The sequence below is a fragment of the Streptomyces sp. CHD11 genome (genome assembly GCF_018638295.1).
In the GTDB taxonomy this organism is placed as follows: Bacteria; Actinomycetota; Actinomycetes; order Streptomycetales; family Streptomycetaceae; genus Streptomyces.
Genome location: NZ_JABTTS010000022.1, coordinates 1 through 16,049 on the forward strand (window position 1 = coordinate 1; position 16,049 = coordinate 16,049).

The 16,049-nt window shown below is 71.5% G+C and carries 15 protein-coding genes; 8 read left to right on the forward strand and 7 right to left on the reverse strand.

What is annotated here, in order from left to right:
- The first annotated feature begins 62 nt into the window (after positions 1-62).
- A complete protein-coding gene (locus tag HTV45_RS21030; RefSeq protein ID WP_215207377.1) occupies positions 63-956 on the forward strand; it encodes an ABC transporter permease subunit in 894 nt (297 codons plus the stop codon).
- Between the two features lie 34 nt (positions 957-990).
- On the opposite strand, the gene HTV45_RS21035 is transcribed toward HTV45_RS21030, so the two are convergent.
- Positions 991-2,313 carry a transposase gene (locus HTV45_RS21035; protein ID WP_251692494.1) on the reverse strand — a complete coding sequence of 441 codons (1,323 nt, stop codon included), beginning with the start codon at positions 2,311-2,313 and terminating at the stop codon, positions 991-993.
- Positions 2,314-2,336: 23 nt separating this feature from the next.
- On the opposite strand from HTV45_RS21035, the gene tnpA reads away from it, so the two are divergent.
- Positions 2,337-2,765 carry an IS200/IS605 family transposase gene (tnpA, locus tag HTV45_RS21040; RefSeq protein WP_215207378.1) on the forward strand — a complete coding sequence of 143 codons (429 nt, stop codon included), beginning with the start codon at positions 2,337-2,339 and terminating at the stop codon, positions 2,763-2,765.
- Between the two features lie 125 nt (positions 2,766-2,890).
- Here tnpA and HTV45_RS21045 read toward each other — a convergent pair whose 3' ends face one another.
- Positions 2,891-3,226 (reverse strand): ATP/GTP-binding protein, encoded by a 336-nt coding sequence (locus HTV45_RS21045; RefSeq protein WP_215207379.1) that lies wholly within the window; start codon positions 3,224-3,226, stop codon positions 2,891-2,893.
- A 241-nt stretch (positions 3,227-3,467) separates the two neighbouring features.
- On the opposite strand from HTV45_RS21045, the gene HTV45_RS21050 reads away from it, so the two are divergent.
- Positions 3,468-4,502: an LLM class flavin-dependent oxidoreductase gene (locus tag HTV45_RS21050; RefSeq protein WP_215207380.1), complete on the forward strand. Its 1,035-nt coding sequence runs from the start codon at positions 3,468-3,470 to the stop codon at positions 4,500-4,502.
- An 82-nt stretch (positions 4,503-4,584) separates the two neighbouring features.
- Here HTV45_RS21050 and HTV45_RS21055 read toward each other — a convergent pair whose 3' ends face one another.
- Positions 4,585-4,977, reverse strand: a complete 393-nt coding sequence (locus HTV45_RS21055; RefSeq protein ID WP_215207381.1) for an SCO5389 family protein — start codon at positions 4,975-4,977, stop codon at positions 4,585-4,587.
- A 300-nt stretch (positions 4,978-5,277) separates the two neighbouring features.
- On the opposite strand from HTV45_RS21055, the gene nucS reads away from it, so the two are divergent.
- A complete protein-coding gene (gene nucS, locus HTV45_RS21060; RefSeq protein WP_215207382.1) occupies positions 5,278-5,949 on the forward strand; it encodes an endonuclease NucS in 672 nt (223 codons plus the stop codon).
- 66 nt (positions 5,950-6,015) lie between these two features.
- On the opposite strand, the gene HTV45_RS21065 is transcribed toward nucS, so the two are convergent.
- The 3 genes from HTV45_RS21065 to HTV45_RS21075 all read right to left on the reverse strand — a co-directional run bounded on the left by HTV45_RS21065 (position 6,016) and on the right by HTV45_RS21075 (position 10,228).
- Entirely contained in the window at positions 6,016-8,613 is a 2,598-nt protein-coding gene (locus tag HTV45_RS21065; RefSeq protein ID WP_215207383.1) for an ATP-binding protein, read from the reverse strand.
- A gap of 285 nt (positions 8,614-8,898) precedes the next feature.
- Entirely contained in the window at positions 8,899-9,222 is a 324-nt protein-coding gene (locus HTV45_RS21070; protein ID WP_215207384.1) for an STAS domain-containing protein, read from the reverse strand.
- A 157-nt stretch (positions 9,223-9,379) separates the two neighbouring features.
- Positions 9,380-10,228, reverse strand: coding sequence for a 3-hydroxyacyl-CoA dehydrogenase family protein (locus HTV45_RS21075; RefSeq protein ID WP_215207385.1), 849 nt, complete (start codon positions 10,226-10,228; stop codon positions 9,380-9,382).
- Between the two features lie 224 nt (positions 10,229-10,452).
- Between HTV45_RS21075 and HTV45_RS21080 the strand changes: the two genes are divergently transcribed.
- Positions 10,453-11,025, forward strand: coding sequence for a cob(I)yrinic acid a,c-diamide adenosyltransferase (locus HTV45_RS21080; RefSeq protein WP_215207386.1), 573 nt, complete (start codon positions 10,453-10,455; stop codon positions 11,023-11,025).
- A 450-nt stretch (positions 11,026-11,475) separates the two neighbouring features.
- Here the strand turns inward: HTV45_RS21080 and HTV45_RS21085 are convergent, their stop codons facing one another.
- Positions 11,476-12,057: a hypothetical protein gene (locus HTV45_RS21085; RefSeq protein WP_215207387.1), complete on the reverse strand. Its 582-nt coding sequence runs from the start codon at positions 12,055-12,057 to the stop codon at positions 11,476-11,478.
- Positions 12,058-12,209: 152 nt separating this feature from the next.
- Between HTV45_RS21085 and HTV45_RS21090 the strand changes: the two genes are divergently transcribed.
- From HTV45_RS21090 to HTV45_RS21100, 3 genes are all read left to right on the forward strand, one after another.
- Positions 12,210-13,400 (forward strand): sensor histidine kinase, encoded by a 1,191-nt coding sequence (locus HTV45_RS21090; protein WP_215207388.1) that lies wholly within the window; start codon positions 12,210-12,212, stop codon positions 13,398-13,400.
- Positions 13,400-14,041 carry a response regulator transcription factor gene (locus tag HTV45_RS21095; RefSeq protein ID WP_215207389.1) on the forward strand — a complete coding sequence of 214 codons (642 nt, stop codon included), beginning with the start codon at positions 13,400-13,402 and terminating at the stop codon, positions 14,039-14,041. The genes HTV45_RS21090 and HTV45_RS21095 overlap by 1 nt, the downstream gene beginning before the upstream one ends.
- A 137-nt stretch (positions 14,042-14,178) precedes the next feature.
- Positions 14,179-16,002, forward strand: a complete 1,824-nt coding sequence (locus HTV45_RS21100; protein WP_215207390.1) for a glycoside hydrolase family 18 chitinase — start codon at positions 14,179-14,181, stop codon at positions 16,000-16,002.
- Positions 16,003-16,049: the final 47 nt, after the last annotated feature.

Here is a 16,049-nt window from a genome sequence, read left to right on the forward strand (position 1 = left end):
GCGCCGGCCGCCGCGCCCTCCTTGGCCCCCGCCCCCGACCTGACCGAGCCCGAGGACGCCCGATGAGCACGCCCCCGCCCCCGATGCCGCAGAGCGCCGCACCCGAACGGCAGGCGGCAGCCGGTTCCCCGTACCCCGACTCCGGCCGGAACCACCCCGGCTACACCTCGCCCATCCCGGTGGTGCGCACCCACCTCGGGAACGCGCTCGCCTCCGAGTGGACGAAGATCAAGTCCGTGCGCTCCACCTTGTGGACGCTGGGCGTGTTCGTCCTGCTGGTGGTCGGCATCGGTCTGCTGACCGGTCTCGTGGTCTCGAGCTCGGAGCCCGACATGGGCAGCGAGAGCCCGCTGGCCCTCGGCTTCTTCGGACTGCTGCTCGGCAGCATGTGCGTCATCACGCTGGGCGTACTGACGACGGCCTCCGAGTACGGCACCGGCATGATCCGCACCACGATGGTCGCCTGCCCCTCGCGCGGCCGGGTGCTCCTGGCGAAGGCCCTGGTGTTCTTCCTGCTCGCCTTCGCGGTGACGCTGGTGTGCGCCACGCTCGTCGGCCTCCTGCACGAGTCGCTGCTGGAGGAGTACAGCACCGAGGCCCCCTCCGGCGAGGAGTGGCTCAAGGGCACGATCGGTATCTCGCTCTACGTGGCGCTGCTCGGCACGCTGTCGCTGGCGATCGGGTCGGTCATCCGGCACTCGGCGGGGGCCATCACCATCATGATCGGCGCCGTGCTCGCTCCGCTGGTGATCGCGCTGTTCATGTTCTCGTCCTCGCTCCGGGACGTTCAGCAGGCGCTGTTCGAGTACTCCATCCCCAACCAGATGAGCATCTTCTACGCCAACTCCCTGAGCGAGTCGGGACCGTCCGGCTGGGACCCGCTGTGGATCATGCTGGTGGCCACCGGGGCCGCGCTCGGCGGCGCCTTCGCCCTGCTGGAGAAGCGGGACGTTTGAAGTGCTCTCCCGGCTGAAGCCGGGAGATTCCCTCCTACCTTGCGGTGGCGGGTTTGACGCCTCGTGGGCGCCTGCCGACTGCCCTTCCGGCAGCCGGGACGAGCGCGTGGCTCATCCGGTACAGGTGCAAGACGTTCCGGGCTGCGTTGTGGTCGGCGTTGTCGGACCAGCCGCAGCCTTCGTTCTTGCATACGAACACGGCCTGGGACTCCCGGCTGCCCGGCGTGGTGAAGCCGCACATCGAGCAGCGCCGGGAGGTGCCGGGGGCGGGAACCTTGTGCAGGGTGCCGCCGTGGCGGGCGGCCTTGTACGTCAGCATCGTCACGGTGCGTCCCCACGCCTCTTGGCCGATGGAGCGGTTGAGGCCGGACTTCTGGGCGACGTTCTTCCCCGGGTTCTCGACGGTGCCTCTGGCACTCTTGACCATGTTCGGGATGTCCAGTCTTTCCACCACGATCACGCCGTAGGTACGGGCGAGGTGGGTGGTGGTCTGGTGCTGCCAGTCGCTCGCCCTGCGCTTGGCTGTCGCGCGGAGGCTTGCGATCTGGTCGTAGGTCCGCTTCAGCCGGCTGGACGTTTCCTGGCCCGGCTTGCGGAAGCTCTTGCGGTGCGCGGCTCGCTGTTCCAGACGGAGCAGCTTGGCCTTTTCATCGAGGTTGAGCCACTTGTCCCGGTCGGCCGTGCCGTTCGGGAGGCGGGCGGGGCGACCGTGGTCCTGGTGGTTGCCGTCGGACAGAGCCAGGGGGATGTTGACTCCGGCGTCGATGCCGACCGCGGGACCGGTGTGCGGCTCGGGCACGGCGTTGAGGGTCTGGACGCGGAAGGCGATGTGCCAGCCGAGCGTGTCCTTGACCAGCCGGGCGCCGGTAATCTTGTTGTCGGTACCGGCGGCCTTGCCGATGGGTAGGTCTTTGGTCCAGCGGAAGCGGACACGGCCGATCTTGGGGATGTTGGCCATGCCCCAGCGGCGGTGCACGCGCTTGACCTGGAGGTCGCGGCCCTGCGGGACGTCCACGCTCATCACCGTGCGCGAACGGGCCTTGAAGTTCGGCGCTTCGGCCCGGCCGTCCCAGCAGTTCTTCCACGCCTGGAAGTACGTCTTCAACACCGCCTGGGCTGCCTGGGCGGGAAGGGCCGCGAGCCAGCCGATGTCTCTGCGGGCCTGGCGGATCGCGGCGTCCGCCGCGGCAAGCGTGCGCTTGCCCTTCGGCAGCATCGTCCACCAGTCGTGCAAGAGATTCCACGTCGTACGGGCGGCGTGCGCCTGGGCGTCGACGAGCCGGATCTGTGCAGGGGTCAGTGCCAGCCGGGCGCGGTGCCCGAACGGCCGCTTCTCCTGCGCACGTTCCGTTGCCAAGCGATCACCGTACCATTGGGTCTATGTCACCGCGTTGGAATCCAAATCCCGATGTGCGTACCGGTCGTCATGTTGTCTACAATCTCCATGTCCACTTGGTCTTTGTCACCAAGTACCGGCGCAGGGCCATGACAGGCGAGATGCTGACGCGCTGCGAAGAGATCATGCGAGAGGTCTGCGAGGACTTCGAGGCTGAACTGAAGCAGTTCAACGGAGAAGAGGACCACGTCCACCTGCTCGTGCACTACCCGCCCAAGGTCCAGCTCTCCAAGCTGGTCAACTCCCTCAAGGGCGTCTCCTCCCGCTACCTGCGCAAGGAGTACGACGCTCACGTCCGCCGCTACCTGCGGGGTGGCCACTTCTGGTCCGGCTCCTACTTCGCCGGAAGCTGTGGTGGAGCGCCGCTGACCGTCGTCCGCCAGTACATCGAAAACCAACAGCGCCCCGTGTGACGGCCGTCGTGGGCGCGGTCAACGGCGCAGATCCGTGCCCACAGCAGAGGTCAGAGCAGTTCTGAGATGCGCTTCACCTCCGCCCTGAAGGCCGGAGCACTGCGCAAGATCAAAGGTAGAAACCTTCAGAACCTCGGCGCGTTGCGGGACCGCCGCACCCGTGTGGTGCGGCGGTCCTTGGCGTTCCAGCACGCCTTGTGCCAGTGCCGGCGGTCGTCGACGCCCGAGTGCTCCGGCCAGGCCACCACGTGCGGCACCCCGTCCGGGATCAACTGGTCGCAGCCCGGACAGCGGTAGGCCTTGCCCTGCGCGCTGGCCCCCGCCACGTGCCGTACGCTCCACTCCTCGCCCTGCCAGCGCTCCGTGGTCTGCCAGCCCCCGTAGCGTCCGGAACGGTCGTCCCCGGCGGTCCGGCCGGACGACGCACCGGCTCCCTTGGGTCGGTTGCGACGCGGGGACACAGGACACCTCACGGGGCTATACAGGGAGCGGGAACCGCGTCCAGCCTACGCGGCACGAGCAGGGGCAGGCGTACGGAACCAATCGTCACAAGTCCCCTCCCGTGGCGATGCGGCGGCCCCCGGCGACGCTCATTCTGCAGACAATCCGCAAAATCGCTCGCCCGGCCGTGTCCTCGGCACGTGTCGCGCGGTTATGCCCTGCGGGGGAGCTCCGCGTCGGAGCCAAGGAAGCAGGAAAGCAATGCGCGTTGGAAGTTTCGTGTTGGCCGCCCAGTTCCCCGGGCAGGGCGAGGGGGAGGCGCTGCACCGCGCGGTCCGCTCGGCCGAGGTGGCCGAGGAGGCGGGGCTCGACACGGTCTGGCTGGCCGAGCACCACTTCGTGCCCTACGGCACCTGCCCGTCGGCCGTCACCCTGGCCGCGCTGCTGCTCGGCCGCACCCGCCGGCTGCGGGTCGGCACGGCGGTCAGTGTGCTGCCCACCGTCCACCCCGTCGCCCTCGGCGAACAGGCCGCGCTGCTGCACATCACCAGCGGCGGCCGGTTCTCGCTGGGCCTCGGGCGCGGCGGGCCGTGGGTGGACCTGGAGGTCTTCGGGGCCGGCCTCGAGGCGTACGAGAAGGGGTTCCCGGAATCACTCGATCTGCTGGTGCGCTGGCTGCGCGAACCCTCCGTCGGGGCGGACGGCGAGCGGTACCGCTTCCGCGAGGTGCCCGTCGTACCGCGCCCGTCGGAGTCCCTGACCGAGACCGAGGGTCCCGAGGTCGTTCTCGCGTGCACCTCCCCGTCGAGCGTCCGGCTGGCCGCCGAGCGCGGGCTGCCGATGCTGCTCGGCATGCACATCGGGGACGAGGAGAAGGCCGAGATGGTCGCCCTGTGGCGGCGCCACGCGCGCGCGAGCGGCCGGCCGGCCGGGGAGATCCACCGCGCGGCCCATGTGTCGGCCGGGGTCTGTCAGATCGCGGACCGGCGCACGGACGCGGCGGAGATCCTGCTCAAGGCGATGCCCGGCTGGCTGCGGCAAGGACTCCAGGCCCATGTCACGGTGGACGGACGGCAGCGGCAGCTGCGCGATCCGCTGGCCTACACCGAACTGCTCTGCGGGCTGCACCCGGTGGGCACCCCGCGGCTGTGCGCCGACCGGCTCGCCGCGACCAGCGAGCGGACCGGCATCTCCCGCTTCGCCCTGCTCGTCGAGGGTTCCGGCGATCTGGCGGCGACGGAGGAGAACGTACGGCGGCTCGGGGCCGAGGTACTCCCCCGGCTCGCCCGGAACTGACGGGCCGGGGTCCCACGTCGGCTTGCCGCCCCGGTACGAACCGCACCTCCCGCGTACGGAGCGGCAAGCGAACGATGACGTGTCAGCAGTCGCGCAGTTCCGGGGACTGGTTCAGCAGTTGATTGCGCGCCGAGGTGAAGCGGGACAGCGTCTCGTCGACCGAGGAGTCAAGCGGGAACACCGCCACCCGGTGGCAGTTCTGGAAGGCCAGCCGTACACCGAAGTGCCGTTGCAGCGCGCCGCGTATCGCGTCACTCGCGAGCGCACGCAGCAGCTGACCGCGCGCCTGCTCGTCGGGCGGGGGCGTCTGGTTGTCGGCGAAGGGTCCGCCGTCCACCTTCAGCTGAGCCACCAAAGAGCTGATCATCTCCCACGCGAAGGGCAGGGAGGTCCGGACGCAGTCGACGAAGTCAGCTTCGTCGACCTCGCCTCGCTCGGCCTGTTCGAGTAGGGCCGGTGAGACGTCGAGCGACATGGGTTCTCCTCTCGCACCCCCGACGAACAGGGGTTGCCTGACAGATAAGGGAACGCGCGAAATCGGGCACGCTGCGTACACGCTTCGCGACCTCCCGTTCAATACCGTAAGCAACGGACCGTGACGGCACCAGGAGAACGCCCGGATGCGGGACTTCCTGTGGGCCGGTAATCGGCCATCGCCGAACACGCGTTTTCCAGGAGATTCAGGACGCGTCACCTGGGTCCCACGGGGCGGCTGTGGGGGCCGTCCGCAGGGCGGATCGCGCCGACCCCGGCCGGTCGAGTAGCGTTGCCGACCATGCGTCTCGTCATTGCCCGCTGCTCCGTGGACTACGCCGGACGGCTCACCGCGCACCTGCCGTCGGCACCCCGTCTGATCCTGGTCAAGGCGGACGGCAGCGTCTCGATCCATGCCGACGACCGGGCCTACAAGCCCCTGAACTGGATGTCGCCGCCCTGTGCGCTGAAGGAGGGCACCGGCGAGGAGGAGGGCGTCTGGACCGTCGTCAACAAGGCGGGCGAGAAGCTCATCATCACGATGGAGGAGATCCTCCACGACTCCTCGCACGAACTCGGTGTCGATCCCGGCCTGATCAAGGACGGCGTGGAAGCGCACCTCCAGGAGCTGCTGGCCGACCGTATCGAGACCCTCGGCGAGGGCTACACCCTCATCCGCCGCGAGTACATGACCGCGATCGGACCGGTCGACATCCTCTGCCGGGACGCCGAGGGGCGGACCGTCGCGGTGGAGATCAAGCGGCGCGGCGAGATCGACGGCGTGGAACAGCTCACGCGCTACCTGGAGCTGCTCAACCGCGATCCCCATCTCGCCCCGGTGCGCGGTGTGTTCGCCGCCCAGGAGATCAAGCCGCAGGCCCGGGTCCTGGCGACCGACCGGGGCATCGGCTGCCAGGTCCTCGACTACGACGCGATGCGGGGCATCGAGGACGACAAGCTGCGGCTGTTCTGACGTACGGCGGGCAAGGAGGGCCGGGGTCCGTGCGGACCCCGGCCCTCCCGCGTGCCCTGCTACGGGTCAGATCACCGTTTCCTGGCTGCTGGGCGTGCCCACGCCGGTGCTCTGCGGGGTGTCGGCGTCAGAGTCCGTCTCCACGGGGATGGAGGGGGCTGTGCCGCTGGCGGAGTCGCTGGTGGAGGGCTCCCCCGGCGGCGTGGTCCCGGGGTCGCTGTCGCTCGGATCCGGTGAGGTCTCGGGCCCGCTCGGGTCCGGATCCGGGTCCGGGTCGGGATCCGGGCCGCTCGGGTCGGGGGACGCGGAAGTGGTGGGATCGGGCGGCGTCTTGGACGGCGACTTCGACGGAGATTTCGTCTGATCGCCCGGCTTCTTCGTACCGCTCGCGTCGTCCGACGGCTCGTCCGGCTCCCCCGCCGTCGGTGCCGGGTCGTCCGAGGTGCCCAGCGTGCCGTCCGCGCCCGGGTCGGTCGGCCGGCTGGTGGCGTCGCCGGTGTCGCCCTCGTCGTCCCCGGCCGCCGGGTCGGCACCCAGGCTGCCGTCGTCGATGCCCTGGCTGGCGGACGGGTTGACGCCGACGTTCTCCGACGGCGTGCCGGCGTCGTTCTCGGAGGTGGCGCCGAGGGTGACCACCGTGCCCAGCACGGCCACCAGCAGCGCGCCCGCGCCGGCCGCGACCAGATTGCGCTTGGCCAGGCTCTTCAGCCCGCCCCCCGGCCCGGCCGGCAGCGCGGCCGGTGACGGCACCGTGCGGCTCATGACCAGGGAGGTCTCCGCGGGCGGCAGAAGCTCCGGGAACGCCGTGGGCACCCGCGGCGGTGAGGCCGACTCCTCGAACTGGGCGTCGGGCACCTCCTCCCCCGCGGTGGGCGCGATCGCCAGCGGGATGCCGGAGCGGTCGGCGACCAGGGCCAGGGCCCGGCGCCCGGCGACGGTGCCCCGCTTGTCGGCGAGGGCGCCGCGCAGCCCGATGGACGCCTCCAGTTCGGTGCGCGCCCGGTCGAGCTGTCCGGCGCACAGCGCGTGGATGCCGAGCTCGTGGTGGAAGTAGGCTTGTTCACCCACGTCGCCGGCGAGCCGGGCGGCCTCCGCGCCGGCCCGCAGCGCACATTCCCAGGCACTCCAGTGCAGCCCGGAGGCGAACGCCGGTGCGGCGGTCCGGGCGAGCTGCACGGCGGTGCTGGGCTCGCCCTCGCCGGTGGCCGAGGTGAGCGGCGACAGCACGGCGAGCGCGGCGAGCACCGCGTCGGCCTCGGCGCACACCCGTTCCGGGGTGACCGAGGGGTGCCCCGTCCACCAGGCGTAGTGCTGGGCGGCGGCGCGCACCTGGGCCTCGGCCTCGTCGGCGTACCCGGCGGCCTCCAGCTGGGCCGGCACCCCGGCGGCGAGCCGGAAGCGGGAGCCGGTCGGGGAGACCAGTCCGCAGGCGGCCAGCTCGCCGAGGGCGGCGTCGGCGTGGGTGTCGCCCACCAGGGCGGGCAGGTGTGCCTGATGGGGCACCTCGCCGCCGAGCGCGACGGCGAACCGCAGGGTGGCGCGGGCGGAGGTGCTGAGCCGGGAGGCGAGGAGCGGGGCGGGCGCGGCGGCCTCCCCCAGCGAGGGCAGCGGTACGTCATCGCTGTCGTCCGCGGCGGGGTCGTAGGGCGTCTCGTCGGGCCGTACGTCCTCGAAGACGCCGAACTCGTCGACGGCGCTGGTGCCGGCCCGCAGCCGGTCGCGCTGCCGCAGCAGGGCTCCGGCCTGGACGAAGCGCAGCGGCAGGCCCTCGGACTCGAACCACAGGTCGCCGGCCCAGTTCGACTCGTCCTCGGTGAGACCGCGGCCGACGGCGTGCTCGAGCAGGTCGAGGCCGGCCGCGCGGTCGAGACCCGGGAGGACGACCTCCTCCACACCGGCTTCGGCGGACGGCTCGGGCACGTCGGGGGCGACGCCGAACAGGAAGGCGCACTCGGGGGTGGCCTCCAGGAGCGCGTCGAGGGCGGCGCCGCCGAGCTCGAGGTCGTCCAGGACGACCACGGCGCCGATGTCACGGACCCACTCGGTGAGTTCGTCCCGGTCGGGGCGGTGCAGGGGCGCGTCGTGGACGGCGTAGAACAGCTCGTACAGCAGGTCGTCGGCGGAGCGGCCCAGGCCGTTCAGCCGGACCACACCGTCGGGAGCGAGGTCCGCGCAGTCCTCGGCGACGATGTCGAGGAGCCGGGTGCGGCCGGAGCCGGGCGGGCCTGCGAGGCGTACGGAGCGGCCGCGGGCGAGCAGCCGGACCAGCTTCTCGCGCTCGTCCTGACGGGCCAGCAGCGGCAGCGTGGGCGGGGTGGGACCCGGCGGGACGGGCGGCCGGGCGGCCCGCTCGACCTCGGCCCGCTCGGCCTCGGTGAGCTTGGCGGGACGGGCCGGCCGCTCGGTGGGCGGGCAGTGCTCGATCTCGCCGCCGTCGACGGGGTTGACGGTCAGCAGGAAGTCGCCGGAGACCAGCTGCACCGTGCGGGCGAGCGCGGGCGCGTGCTGGCCGAAGTCGGAGGTGAGGTGTTCCCGTGCGGGACGCTGACGCGGGGCGTCGCTTCCGCGGGCCTCGTCCGCGCCCGGGCCGGGGGACTCCCATGACCGGGAGGTGTCCCCATCGTCGTGGCCGTACTCCTCGGGTCCCGGGTTGTTCGGGTCCATCGGTCCTAGCCCCCCAAAAGCGTCGTGGCTGAAGCCCTCCCCGGCCTCGCTGCACACCGCGCTGTCGCTTCTGGTCCGGGCCCGCTCGAGGGTTGCAAGGCAGCGGGCAGCCGAACCCTAAACCTTCGCTCAGTATCTACGACAGTCCGGGGTACCGGGCGGTCCGGGACATCACAGTCTCGTGAGGATTGTGCGGGGGTCGTACGGTGCGGATGTGCGGGGCCCGGCCGGTCCACCGGACGCCGGCGCCGGTCCGCGGGCCGTCCGCCGGTGACGCGTACGGCCTCACACACGGGGCAGCGTCTCCACCCCGATGCCCCCCTCGATCGCCAGGATCCGGTGCAGCCGGGTGGCCACCAACAGGCGCTGCATCTGCGGTGGTACGTCGCGCAGCACCAGGCGCCGGCCGCACCGGCCGGCCCGTCGGTGGGCTCCCATGATCACGCCGAGTCCGGTGGCGTCCCAGGAGTCCAGATCGGACAGGTCCAGCACCAGGTCGCCGACTCCGTCGTCGACGGCCGAGTGCAGGACCGTACGGGCGTCCGCCGCGCTGCGGACGTCGAGGCGGCCCCCGACGACCAGCTCGGCGTGGTCGCCCCTGATGTACATATGCGCTCCCCGTGCTCCGTCTTGCTGCTCCGTGATGTCCTCAAAGGCCGGTGACGCAACCTCTGACGGCCCGGCGGCCGCCGGGGTTGCTGCCTGTAAGCGAACCGATACCGAATTCACCCCGGCGTGTGATGCGCTCCGGGGCGGGTGCGCGGTGTCAGTGCTCGTAGAAGCCCTGCCCGCTCTTGCGCCCGATGTCACCGGCATCAACCATCCGGCGCATCAGCTCGGGGGCGGCGAACTTCTCGTCCTGGGACTCGGTGTAGATGTTGTCGGTGGCGTGCAGCAGGATGTCGACACCGGTCAGGTCGGCGGTGGCCAGCGGCCCCATGGCGTGGCCGAAGCCCAGCTTGCAGGCCAGGTCGATGTCCTCGGCGCTCGCCACACCCGACTCGTAGAGCTTGGCGGCCTCGACGACGAGGGCGGCGATGAGGCGGGTGGTGACGAAGCCGGCGACGTCGCGGTTGACGACGATGCAGGTCTTGCCGACCGACTCGGCGAACTCCCGCGCCCTGGCGAGCGTCTCGTCACTGGTCTTGTAGCCGCGGACCAGCTCGCACAGCCGCATCATCGGCACCGGCGAGAAGAAGTGGGCCCCGACGACGCGCTCCGGGTGCTCCGTCGCGGCCGCGATCTTGGTGATCGGGATGGCGGAGGTGTTGGAGGCCAGTACGGTGTCCTCGCGCACGATTCTGTCGAGCGCCCGGAAGATCTCGTGCTTGACCTCGAGCTTCTCGAACACGGCCTCGACGACGACGTCCGCGTCCGCACAGGCGTCCAGGTCGGTGGTGGCGGTGATCCGGGCGAGGGCGGCCTCGGCGTCCCGCGCCTGGAGCTTCCCCTTGCCGACGAACCGGTCGTACGACGCCTTGATCCCGTCGGTGCCCCGCGCGAGCGCCGCGTCGGTGACATCGCGCAGGACGACGTCCCAGCCCGCCTGAGCGGAGACCTGGGCGATGCCGGACCCCATGAGACCGGCCCCGATGACGGCGAGCTTGCGTGCCACTGTGCGACTCCCTGATACGCGCTGTCTTGTTCTCCAGAAGCGGACATTAGCGTTCGCGAGGCGCTGTGTGACCGGTAAGTAACGCGCGTCACGTCTCACATGACGGACATCACACCGGCGGGGTCAGAAAGCGCTTCGTACGGCGCAGTTGAGCCCCGCACGCCCCACCGTGTCCCTGGCCACACGCGCACTGCGGACCTCCGTGACGTCACTAGGCTGACCCCATGGTCAATCTGACGCGCATCTACACCCGGACCGGCGACAAGGGCACCACCAACCTCGGTGACATGAGCCGGGTGCCCAAGACCGATCTGCGGATCTCCGCCTACGCCGACGCCAACGAGGCGAACGCGGTGATCGGCACGGCGATCGCCCTGGGCGGTCTGGAGGAAGAGGTCGTCGAGGTCCTCACCCGTGTGCAGAACGACCTGTTCGACGTGGGCGCGGACCTGTCGACGCCGGTGACGGAGGACCCGAAGTACCCGCCGCTGCGGGTCGAGCAGTTCTACGTCGACCGGCTGGAGGCGGACTGCGACCGGTTCAACGAGCGGGTGGGGAAGCTGCGCTCCTTCATCCTGCCCGGCGGCACCACGGGCGCCGCCCTGCTCCACCAGGCCTGCACGGTCGTCCGCCGGGCCGAGCGCTCCACCTGGACGGCGCTCGAGGCGCACGGCGAGACCATGAACCCGCTCACCGCCACCTACCTGAACCGGCTCTCCGACCTGCTGTTCATCCTGGCCCGCATCGCCAACAAGGAGACCGGGGACGTGCTGTGGGTGCCGGGCGGGGAGCGCTGAGCCCTGCCGGGGCTCCACCGGGCCGCCGCGCGCGGCCCGGCAGAGGTCCGGCAGAAGACCGGCAGAAGACCGGCAGAGGCCCGACGCGGCCTTCGCGCCGCCGGCACCCATCGTCACCACGCCCACCGTGGCGGGCGTGACCGCCGGGACCGCACCGGCATCCGCCACCGGCCGATGACCGCCGTCGGCTCCGGTCCTCCCCCGGTCACCCGGCTCGCGGCCGGAATCGCCGTCGCCGCCGTCCTCCGAGGCGCCGGTCATCCCGGCCGGCGGCCACCGGGAGAGCCCGCCCGGCCCGCGCCGCCGGCCCGACCGGGCCCCGCCCTTCTGCCCCGGCCACACCGCCGGGCCGCGCCGCCCTCCCGCCGTCCACTTCTCCGGCGGACAGCCACGGTTCCGGGCCGGTCGCCGGCAGGCCCGCTCCCGCGCGGACGCTCCCGGCCGCCGACGTCACCGGCCCGCACGCTCCCGGTCCGCGCCCCCGGCCTCCACGGCTCCCGCGGGGGCCTTCTTCGGCCAGATCCAGTAGGCCAGGGCCACCAGTCCGTGGATTCCGGCGATCCGCCATGCGGTGAGGCGCCAGTCCTCCAGGGACGTGACGCGGCCCGGGTCGCCGACGTACCAGACGGCGAGCTGGAGCAGCGCGGTCGCGACGGCGGCGCCGGCCAGGGTGCCCAGCCAGAGCCTGGTCTCGTGCCGGGCGCGGGCCGTGCCGTAGCGGGGCGGGCCGAGCAACTTCGGCGCCCCGCCCAGGCGGTGCGCCGCGTGGCCGTCGAGCCACTTCACGGTGCGGTGACCGTGGCCCGCGGTGTAGCCGATGTAGAGGGCGGCCAGACCGTGCGTCCAGTCCGGTTGCGCGCCGTTCTTCAGGTCCAGCGCGGTGGCGACCAGCAGGACGACCTCCAGCACCGGCTCGCACAGCAGCAGCGCCAGGCCGGTACGCGGCATCTTCAACAGGTAGCGGAAGGCCAGTCCGGCGGCCAGCAGCACCCAGAAGCCGATCTCGCAGGCGACGATCAAGGCGACGATCACGGTTCACTCCTCTCGGTCACCCTCCCAGGCTCCCGTCCGGTACGTCCCGTTGCGTCGTCGCCGCCGATGAACTCCCGGTACATCGAAAGTCGCAGTCCAGGACCCTTCCCGGGGACCGGGCGCCGGGTGCGCGCACCGTGTTGGATGGAGCCATGGCCCTGCGACCGCCCCGCCCTCCCCGCTTCGACCTGTGGGTCGCGCTCGCCGGACTCGGCGGCGGGCTGCTGCTGTGGGGGTTCGGGCTGGGCGTGCGGCCGGGCGACGATCCGGTCGTGCTCTTCGGGGGACGGTGGCCGCTGCTGGTGCCGCTGGCCGTGATCGCCGGCTGCGAGCTGCTGCGCCGCACCGCACCGCGCACCGCCCTGGCGGTCGGCACGCTGGCACTGATCGCGGACACCATGACCCGGGGCAGCATCGCCACGATCGTGATGTACACCGATCTCATGTACGCCGCCGTCCTGTACGGCACGCCCGCCACGGCCCGCCGGCTGCCGTGGGTCACCGGCATGCTGACGGTCGCGGCGACCCTGGTGCCCTATGCCGTGTGGCGGGTCCCCGAGGCGCTGCTGACCGGTCTCGTGGTGGGCGCGGTGACGTTCGCGCCCGCGTCGACGGGCCTCATCGTGCGCAGCCACCGCGACGCGGCCGACTCGGCCCGGCTGCGCGCCGGACAGACCGCGCTGCTCGCGGAGATGGACCGCACCCAGGCGGTGGTCGCGGAACGCGCGCGGATGGCCCGCGAACTGCACGACATGGTCGCCAACCACCTCTCCGCGATCGCCATCCACTCCACGGCCGCGCTCTCCCTCGACGACCCCGGGACCTCCCGTGAGGCGCTCGGTGTGATCCGGGAGAACAGCGTGCAGGGACTGTCCGAGATGCGACGGCTGATCGGCATCCTGCGCGACGGGGAGGACGACCGGGAACCGGCGGCGACCCCCACCCTGGACAGTCTCGGCACCCTGGTCGAGGGCGCGCGTGCCAACGGTCTCGACATCACCCTCGACGCCGTCCACGGCGAGGTCCCCGCACCGGTCGAGCTCGCCGCATACCGGATCGTCCAGGAGTCCCTGACGAACGCGCTCAAGCATGCCGCGCCGGGGACGGTCACCGTCCGCCTGCGCCGTCCGGCCGACAGGCTCGACATCCGGGTGAGCAGCCCCTACGGCGGCCGGGACGCCCCGCGCGCGCCGGGTTCGGGGGCCGGGCTCATCGGCATGCGGGAGCGGGCCGCCCTGCTGGACGGCACGTTCGAGGCGGGGCCGGAGCACCGCCCGGAGGGCACCTCGTGGGTGGTGCGCGCCACCCTCCCCGTCACCGACATCGCGCCAGGAGACAGCTGATGATCCGCGTCCTGATCGCCGAGGACCAGTCCGCCGTCCGCGCGGGGCTGGTCCTGATCCTGCGCAGCGCGCCCGACATCGAGGTGGTCGGCGAGGCGGGCGACGGGGAGCGGGCGGTGGAGCTCGCCCGTGAACTCCGTCCCGACCTGGTGCTGATGGACGTACAGATGCCGCGGCTCGACGGGGTGTCGGCGACCCGGCAGGTGGTCGGCGAGGGGCTCGCCGATGTGCTGGTGCTGACCACGTTCGACCTCGACGCGTACGTGTTCGGGGCGCTGCGGGCCGGTGCGGCCGGGTTCCTGCTGAAGAACACGGAGGCGGCGGACCTCATCACGGCGGTGCGCACGGTGGCGGCCGGCGAGGGCATCGTCGCCCCGGCCGTCACCCGGCGGCTGATCGCCGAGTTCGCCGCGAAACCCGCCCGGCCGGTGCCGGCCGACGCCGCGGTGCTGGACTCCCTCACGCGGCGCGAGCGCGAGGTGCTGTCATGTCTGGGCGAGGGGCTGTCCAACGCGGGCATCGCGGACCGGCTCGGCATGGCCGAGGCGACGGTGAAGACACACGTCAGCCGGCTGCTGGGGAAGCTGGAGCTGCGCAGCCGGGTACAAGCGGCCGTTCTCGCTCAGGAGTTGGGGATCTAAGGGGTTTCCGGGGCGAACTTCGAGGACAGTGGTCCAGACCTATTGACCCGTGGTCCAGACCTTTCTATTCTCGCGGCACCGCGGATGTGATGGCTCAGTCACATCCACAACGGCTTCTCCCCATAAGGAGGCGCAGCATGCGCTTCAGACACAGAGCCGCCGCAGGGTTCGCGACCCTGCTGCTCCCCGTCGCCGGCCTCGTCGGCCTCGCGAGCCCGGCCGAGGCCGCCACCTCGGCGACCGCCACCTACGCCAAGACCCAGGACTGGGGCTCGGGCTTCGAGGGCAAGTGGACGGTGAAGAACACCGGCACCACGACCATCAACTCCTGGACCGTCGACTGGGACTTCCCCTCCGGCACCAAGGTCACCTCCGCCTGGGACGCCACCGTCACCAACTCCGGGGACCACTGGACCGCCAAGAACGTCGGCTGGAACGGCACCCTCGCCCCCGGGGCGTCGGTCAGCTTCGGCTTCAACGGCAGCGGCTCCGGCTCCCCCTCCGGCTGCAGGCTCAACGGCGGCAGCTGTGACGGCACCTCCGTCCCCGGCGACGAGGCCCCGTCCGCCCCCGGCACCCCGACCGCCTCCAACGTCACCGACACCTCGGTGCGGCTGTCCTGGCCGGCCGCCACCGACGACAAGGGCGTCAAGAACTACGACGTCCTGCGTGACGGCTCCAGGGTCGCCACCGTCACCGGCACCACGCACACGGACACCGGGCTGTCCAAGGGCACCGACTACTCCTACACCGTGCAGGCCCGGGACACCGCCGACCAGACCGGCCCCGCCAGCGCCGCGGTGAAGGTCCGCACCACCGGCAACACCGAGGAACCGCCGCCCCCCGGCGAGAAGATCAACCTCGGCTACTTCACCGAGTGGGGCGTCTACGGCCGCGACTACCACGTCAAGAACCTGGTGACGTCCGGCTCGGCCGCCAAGATCACCCACATCAACTACGCGTTCGGCAACGTCGTGAACGGGCAGTGCAAGCTCGACGACTCCTACGCCGCCACCGACCGTGCCTACACCGCCGACCAGTCCGTCAGCGGCCAGGCCGACACCTGGGACCAGCCGCTGCGCGGCAACTTCAACCAGCTGCGCCAGCTCAAGGCGAAGTACCCGCACATCAAGGTGCTGTACTCCTTCGGCGGCTGGACCTACTCCGGCGGCTTCGGCCAGGCCGCGCAGAACCCGGCCGCGTTCGCCAAGTCCTGCAAGGCCGTGGTGGAGGACCCGCGCTGGGCCGATGTCTTCGACGGCATCGACATCGACTGGGAGTACCCGAACGCCTGCGGTCTGACCTGTGACACCAGCGGCCCGGCGGCCTTCAGGAACCTCTCCCAGGCGCTGCGCGCCGAGTTCGGCAGCGACTACCTGGTCACCGCCGCCATCACCGCGGACGGCTCCAGCGGCGGCAAGATCGACGCGGCCGACTACGGCGGCGCCGCCCAGTACCTCGACTGGTACAACGTGATGACGTACGACTACTTCGGCGCCTTCAACGCGCAGGGTCCGACAGCCCCGCACTCGCCGCTGACGTCGTACAACGGCATCCCGCAGGACGGATTCAACTCGGCCGCCGCGATCGCCAAGCTGAAGGCCAAGGGCGTCCCGGCGAGCAAGCTGCTCCTCGGCATCGGCTTCTACGGCCGTGGCTGGACCGGTGTCACCCAGTCCGCCCCCGGCGGCACGGCCACCGGAGCGGCCCCCGGCACCTACGAGGCGGGCATCGAGGACTACAAGGTCCTCAAGAACAGCTGCCCGGCCAACGGCACGGTCGCGGGCACCGCGTACGCCCACTGCGGCAACAACTGGTGGTCCTACGACACCCCGGCCACCATCAACTCCAAGATGGCCTGGGCCAACAGCCAGGGCCTCGGCGGCGCTTTCTTCTGGGAGTTCAGCGGCGACACCACGAACGGTGAACTCGTCACCGCCATGGACAACGGGCTGAACTAGCCGAAGGAAGGACACGGCCCCAGGGCCACAGCCACAGGACCGCCCCC

What these genes read in the sequence shown, in the direction of transcription:
- HTV45_RS21030 (WP_215207377.1), top strand. Translation starts at nt 63, where the DNA reads ATGAGCACGCCCCCGCCCCCGATGCCGCAGAGCGCCGCACCCGAACGG.
- HTV45_RS21055 (WP_215207381.1), bottom strand. Translation starts at nt 4,977, where the DNA reads ATGTCGCTCGACGTCTCACCGGCCCTACTCGAACAGGCCGAGCGAGGC.
- HTV45_RS21090 (WP_215207388.1), top strand. Translation starts at nt 12,210, where the DNA reads ATGGCCCTGCGACCGCCCCGCCCTCCCCGCTTCGACCTGTGGGTCGCG.
- HTV45_RS21095 (WP_215207389.1), top strand. Translation starts at nt 13,400, where the DNA reads ATGATCCGCGTCCTGATCGCCGAGGACCAGTCCGCCGTCCGCGCGGGG.
- HTV45_RS21100 (WP_215207390.1), top strand. Translation starts at nt 14,179, where the DNA reads ATGCGCTTCAGACACAGAGCCGCCGCAGGGTTCGCGACCCTGCTGCTC.
- HTV45_RS21050 (WP_215207380.1), top strand. Translation starts at nt 3,468, where the DNA reads ATGCGCGTTGGAAGTTTCGTGTTGGCCGCCCAGTTCCCCGGGCAGGGC.
- HTV45_RS21070 (WP_215207384.1), bottom strand. Translation starts at nt 9,222, where the DNA reads ATGTACATCAGGGGCGACCACGCCGAGCTGGTCGTCGGGGGCCGCCTC.
- HTV45_RS21080 (WP_215207386.1), top strand. Translation starts at nt 10,453, where the DNA reads ATGGTCAATCTGACGCGCATCTACACCCGGACCGGCGACAAGGGCACC.
- HTV45_RS21065 (WP_215207383.1), bottom strand. Translation starts at nt 8,613, where the DNA reads ATGGACCCGAACAACCCGGGACCCGAGGAGTACGGCCACGACGATGGG.
- nucS (WP_215207382.1), top strand. Translation starts at nt 5,278, where the DNA reads ATGCGTCTCGTCATTGCCCGCTGCTCCGTGGACTACGCCGGACGGCTC.
- tnpA (WP_215207378.1), top strand. Translation starts at nt 2,337, where the DNA reads ATGTCACCGCGTTGGAATCCAAATCCCGATGTGCGTACCGGTCGTCAT.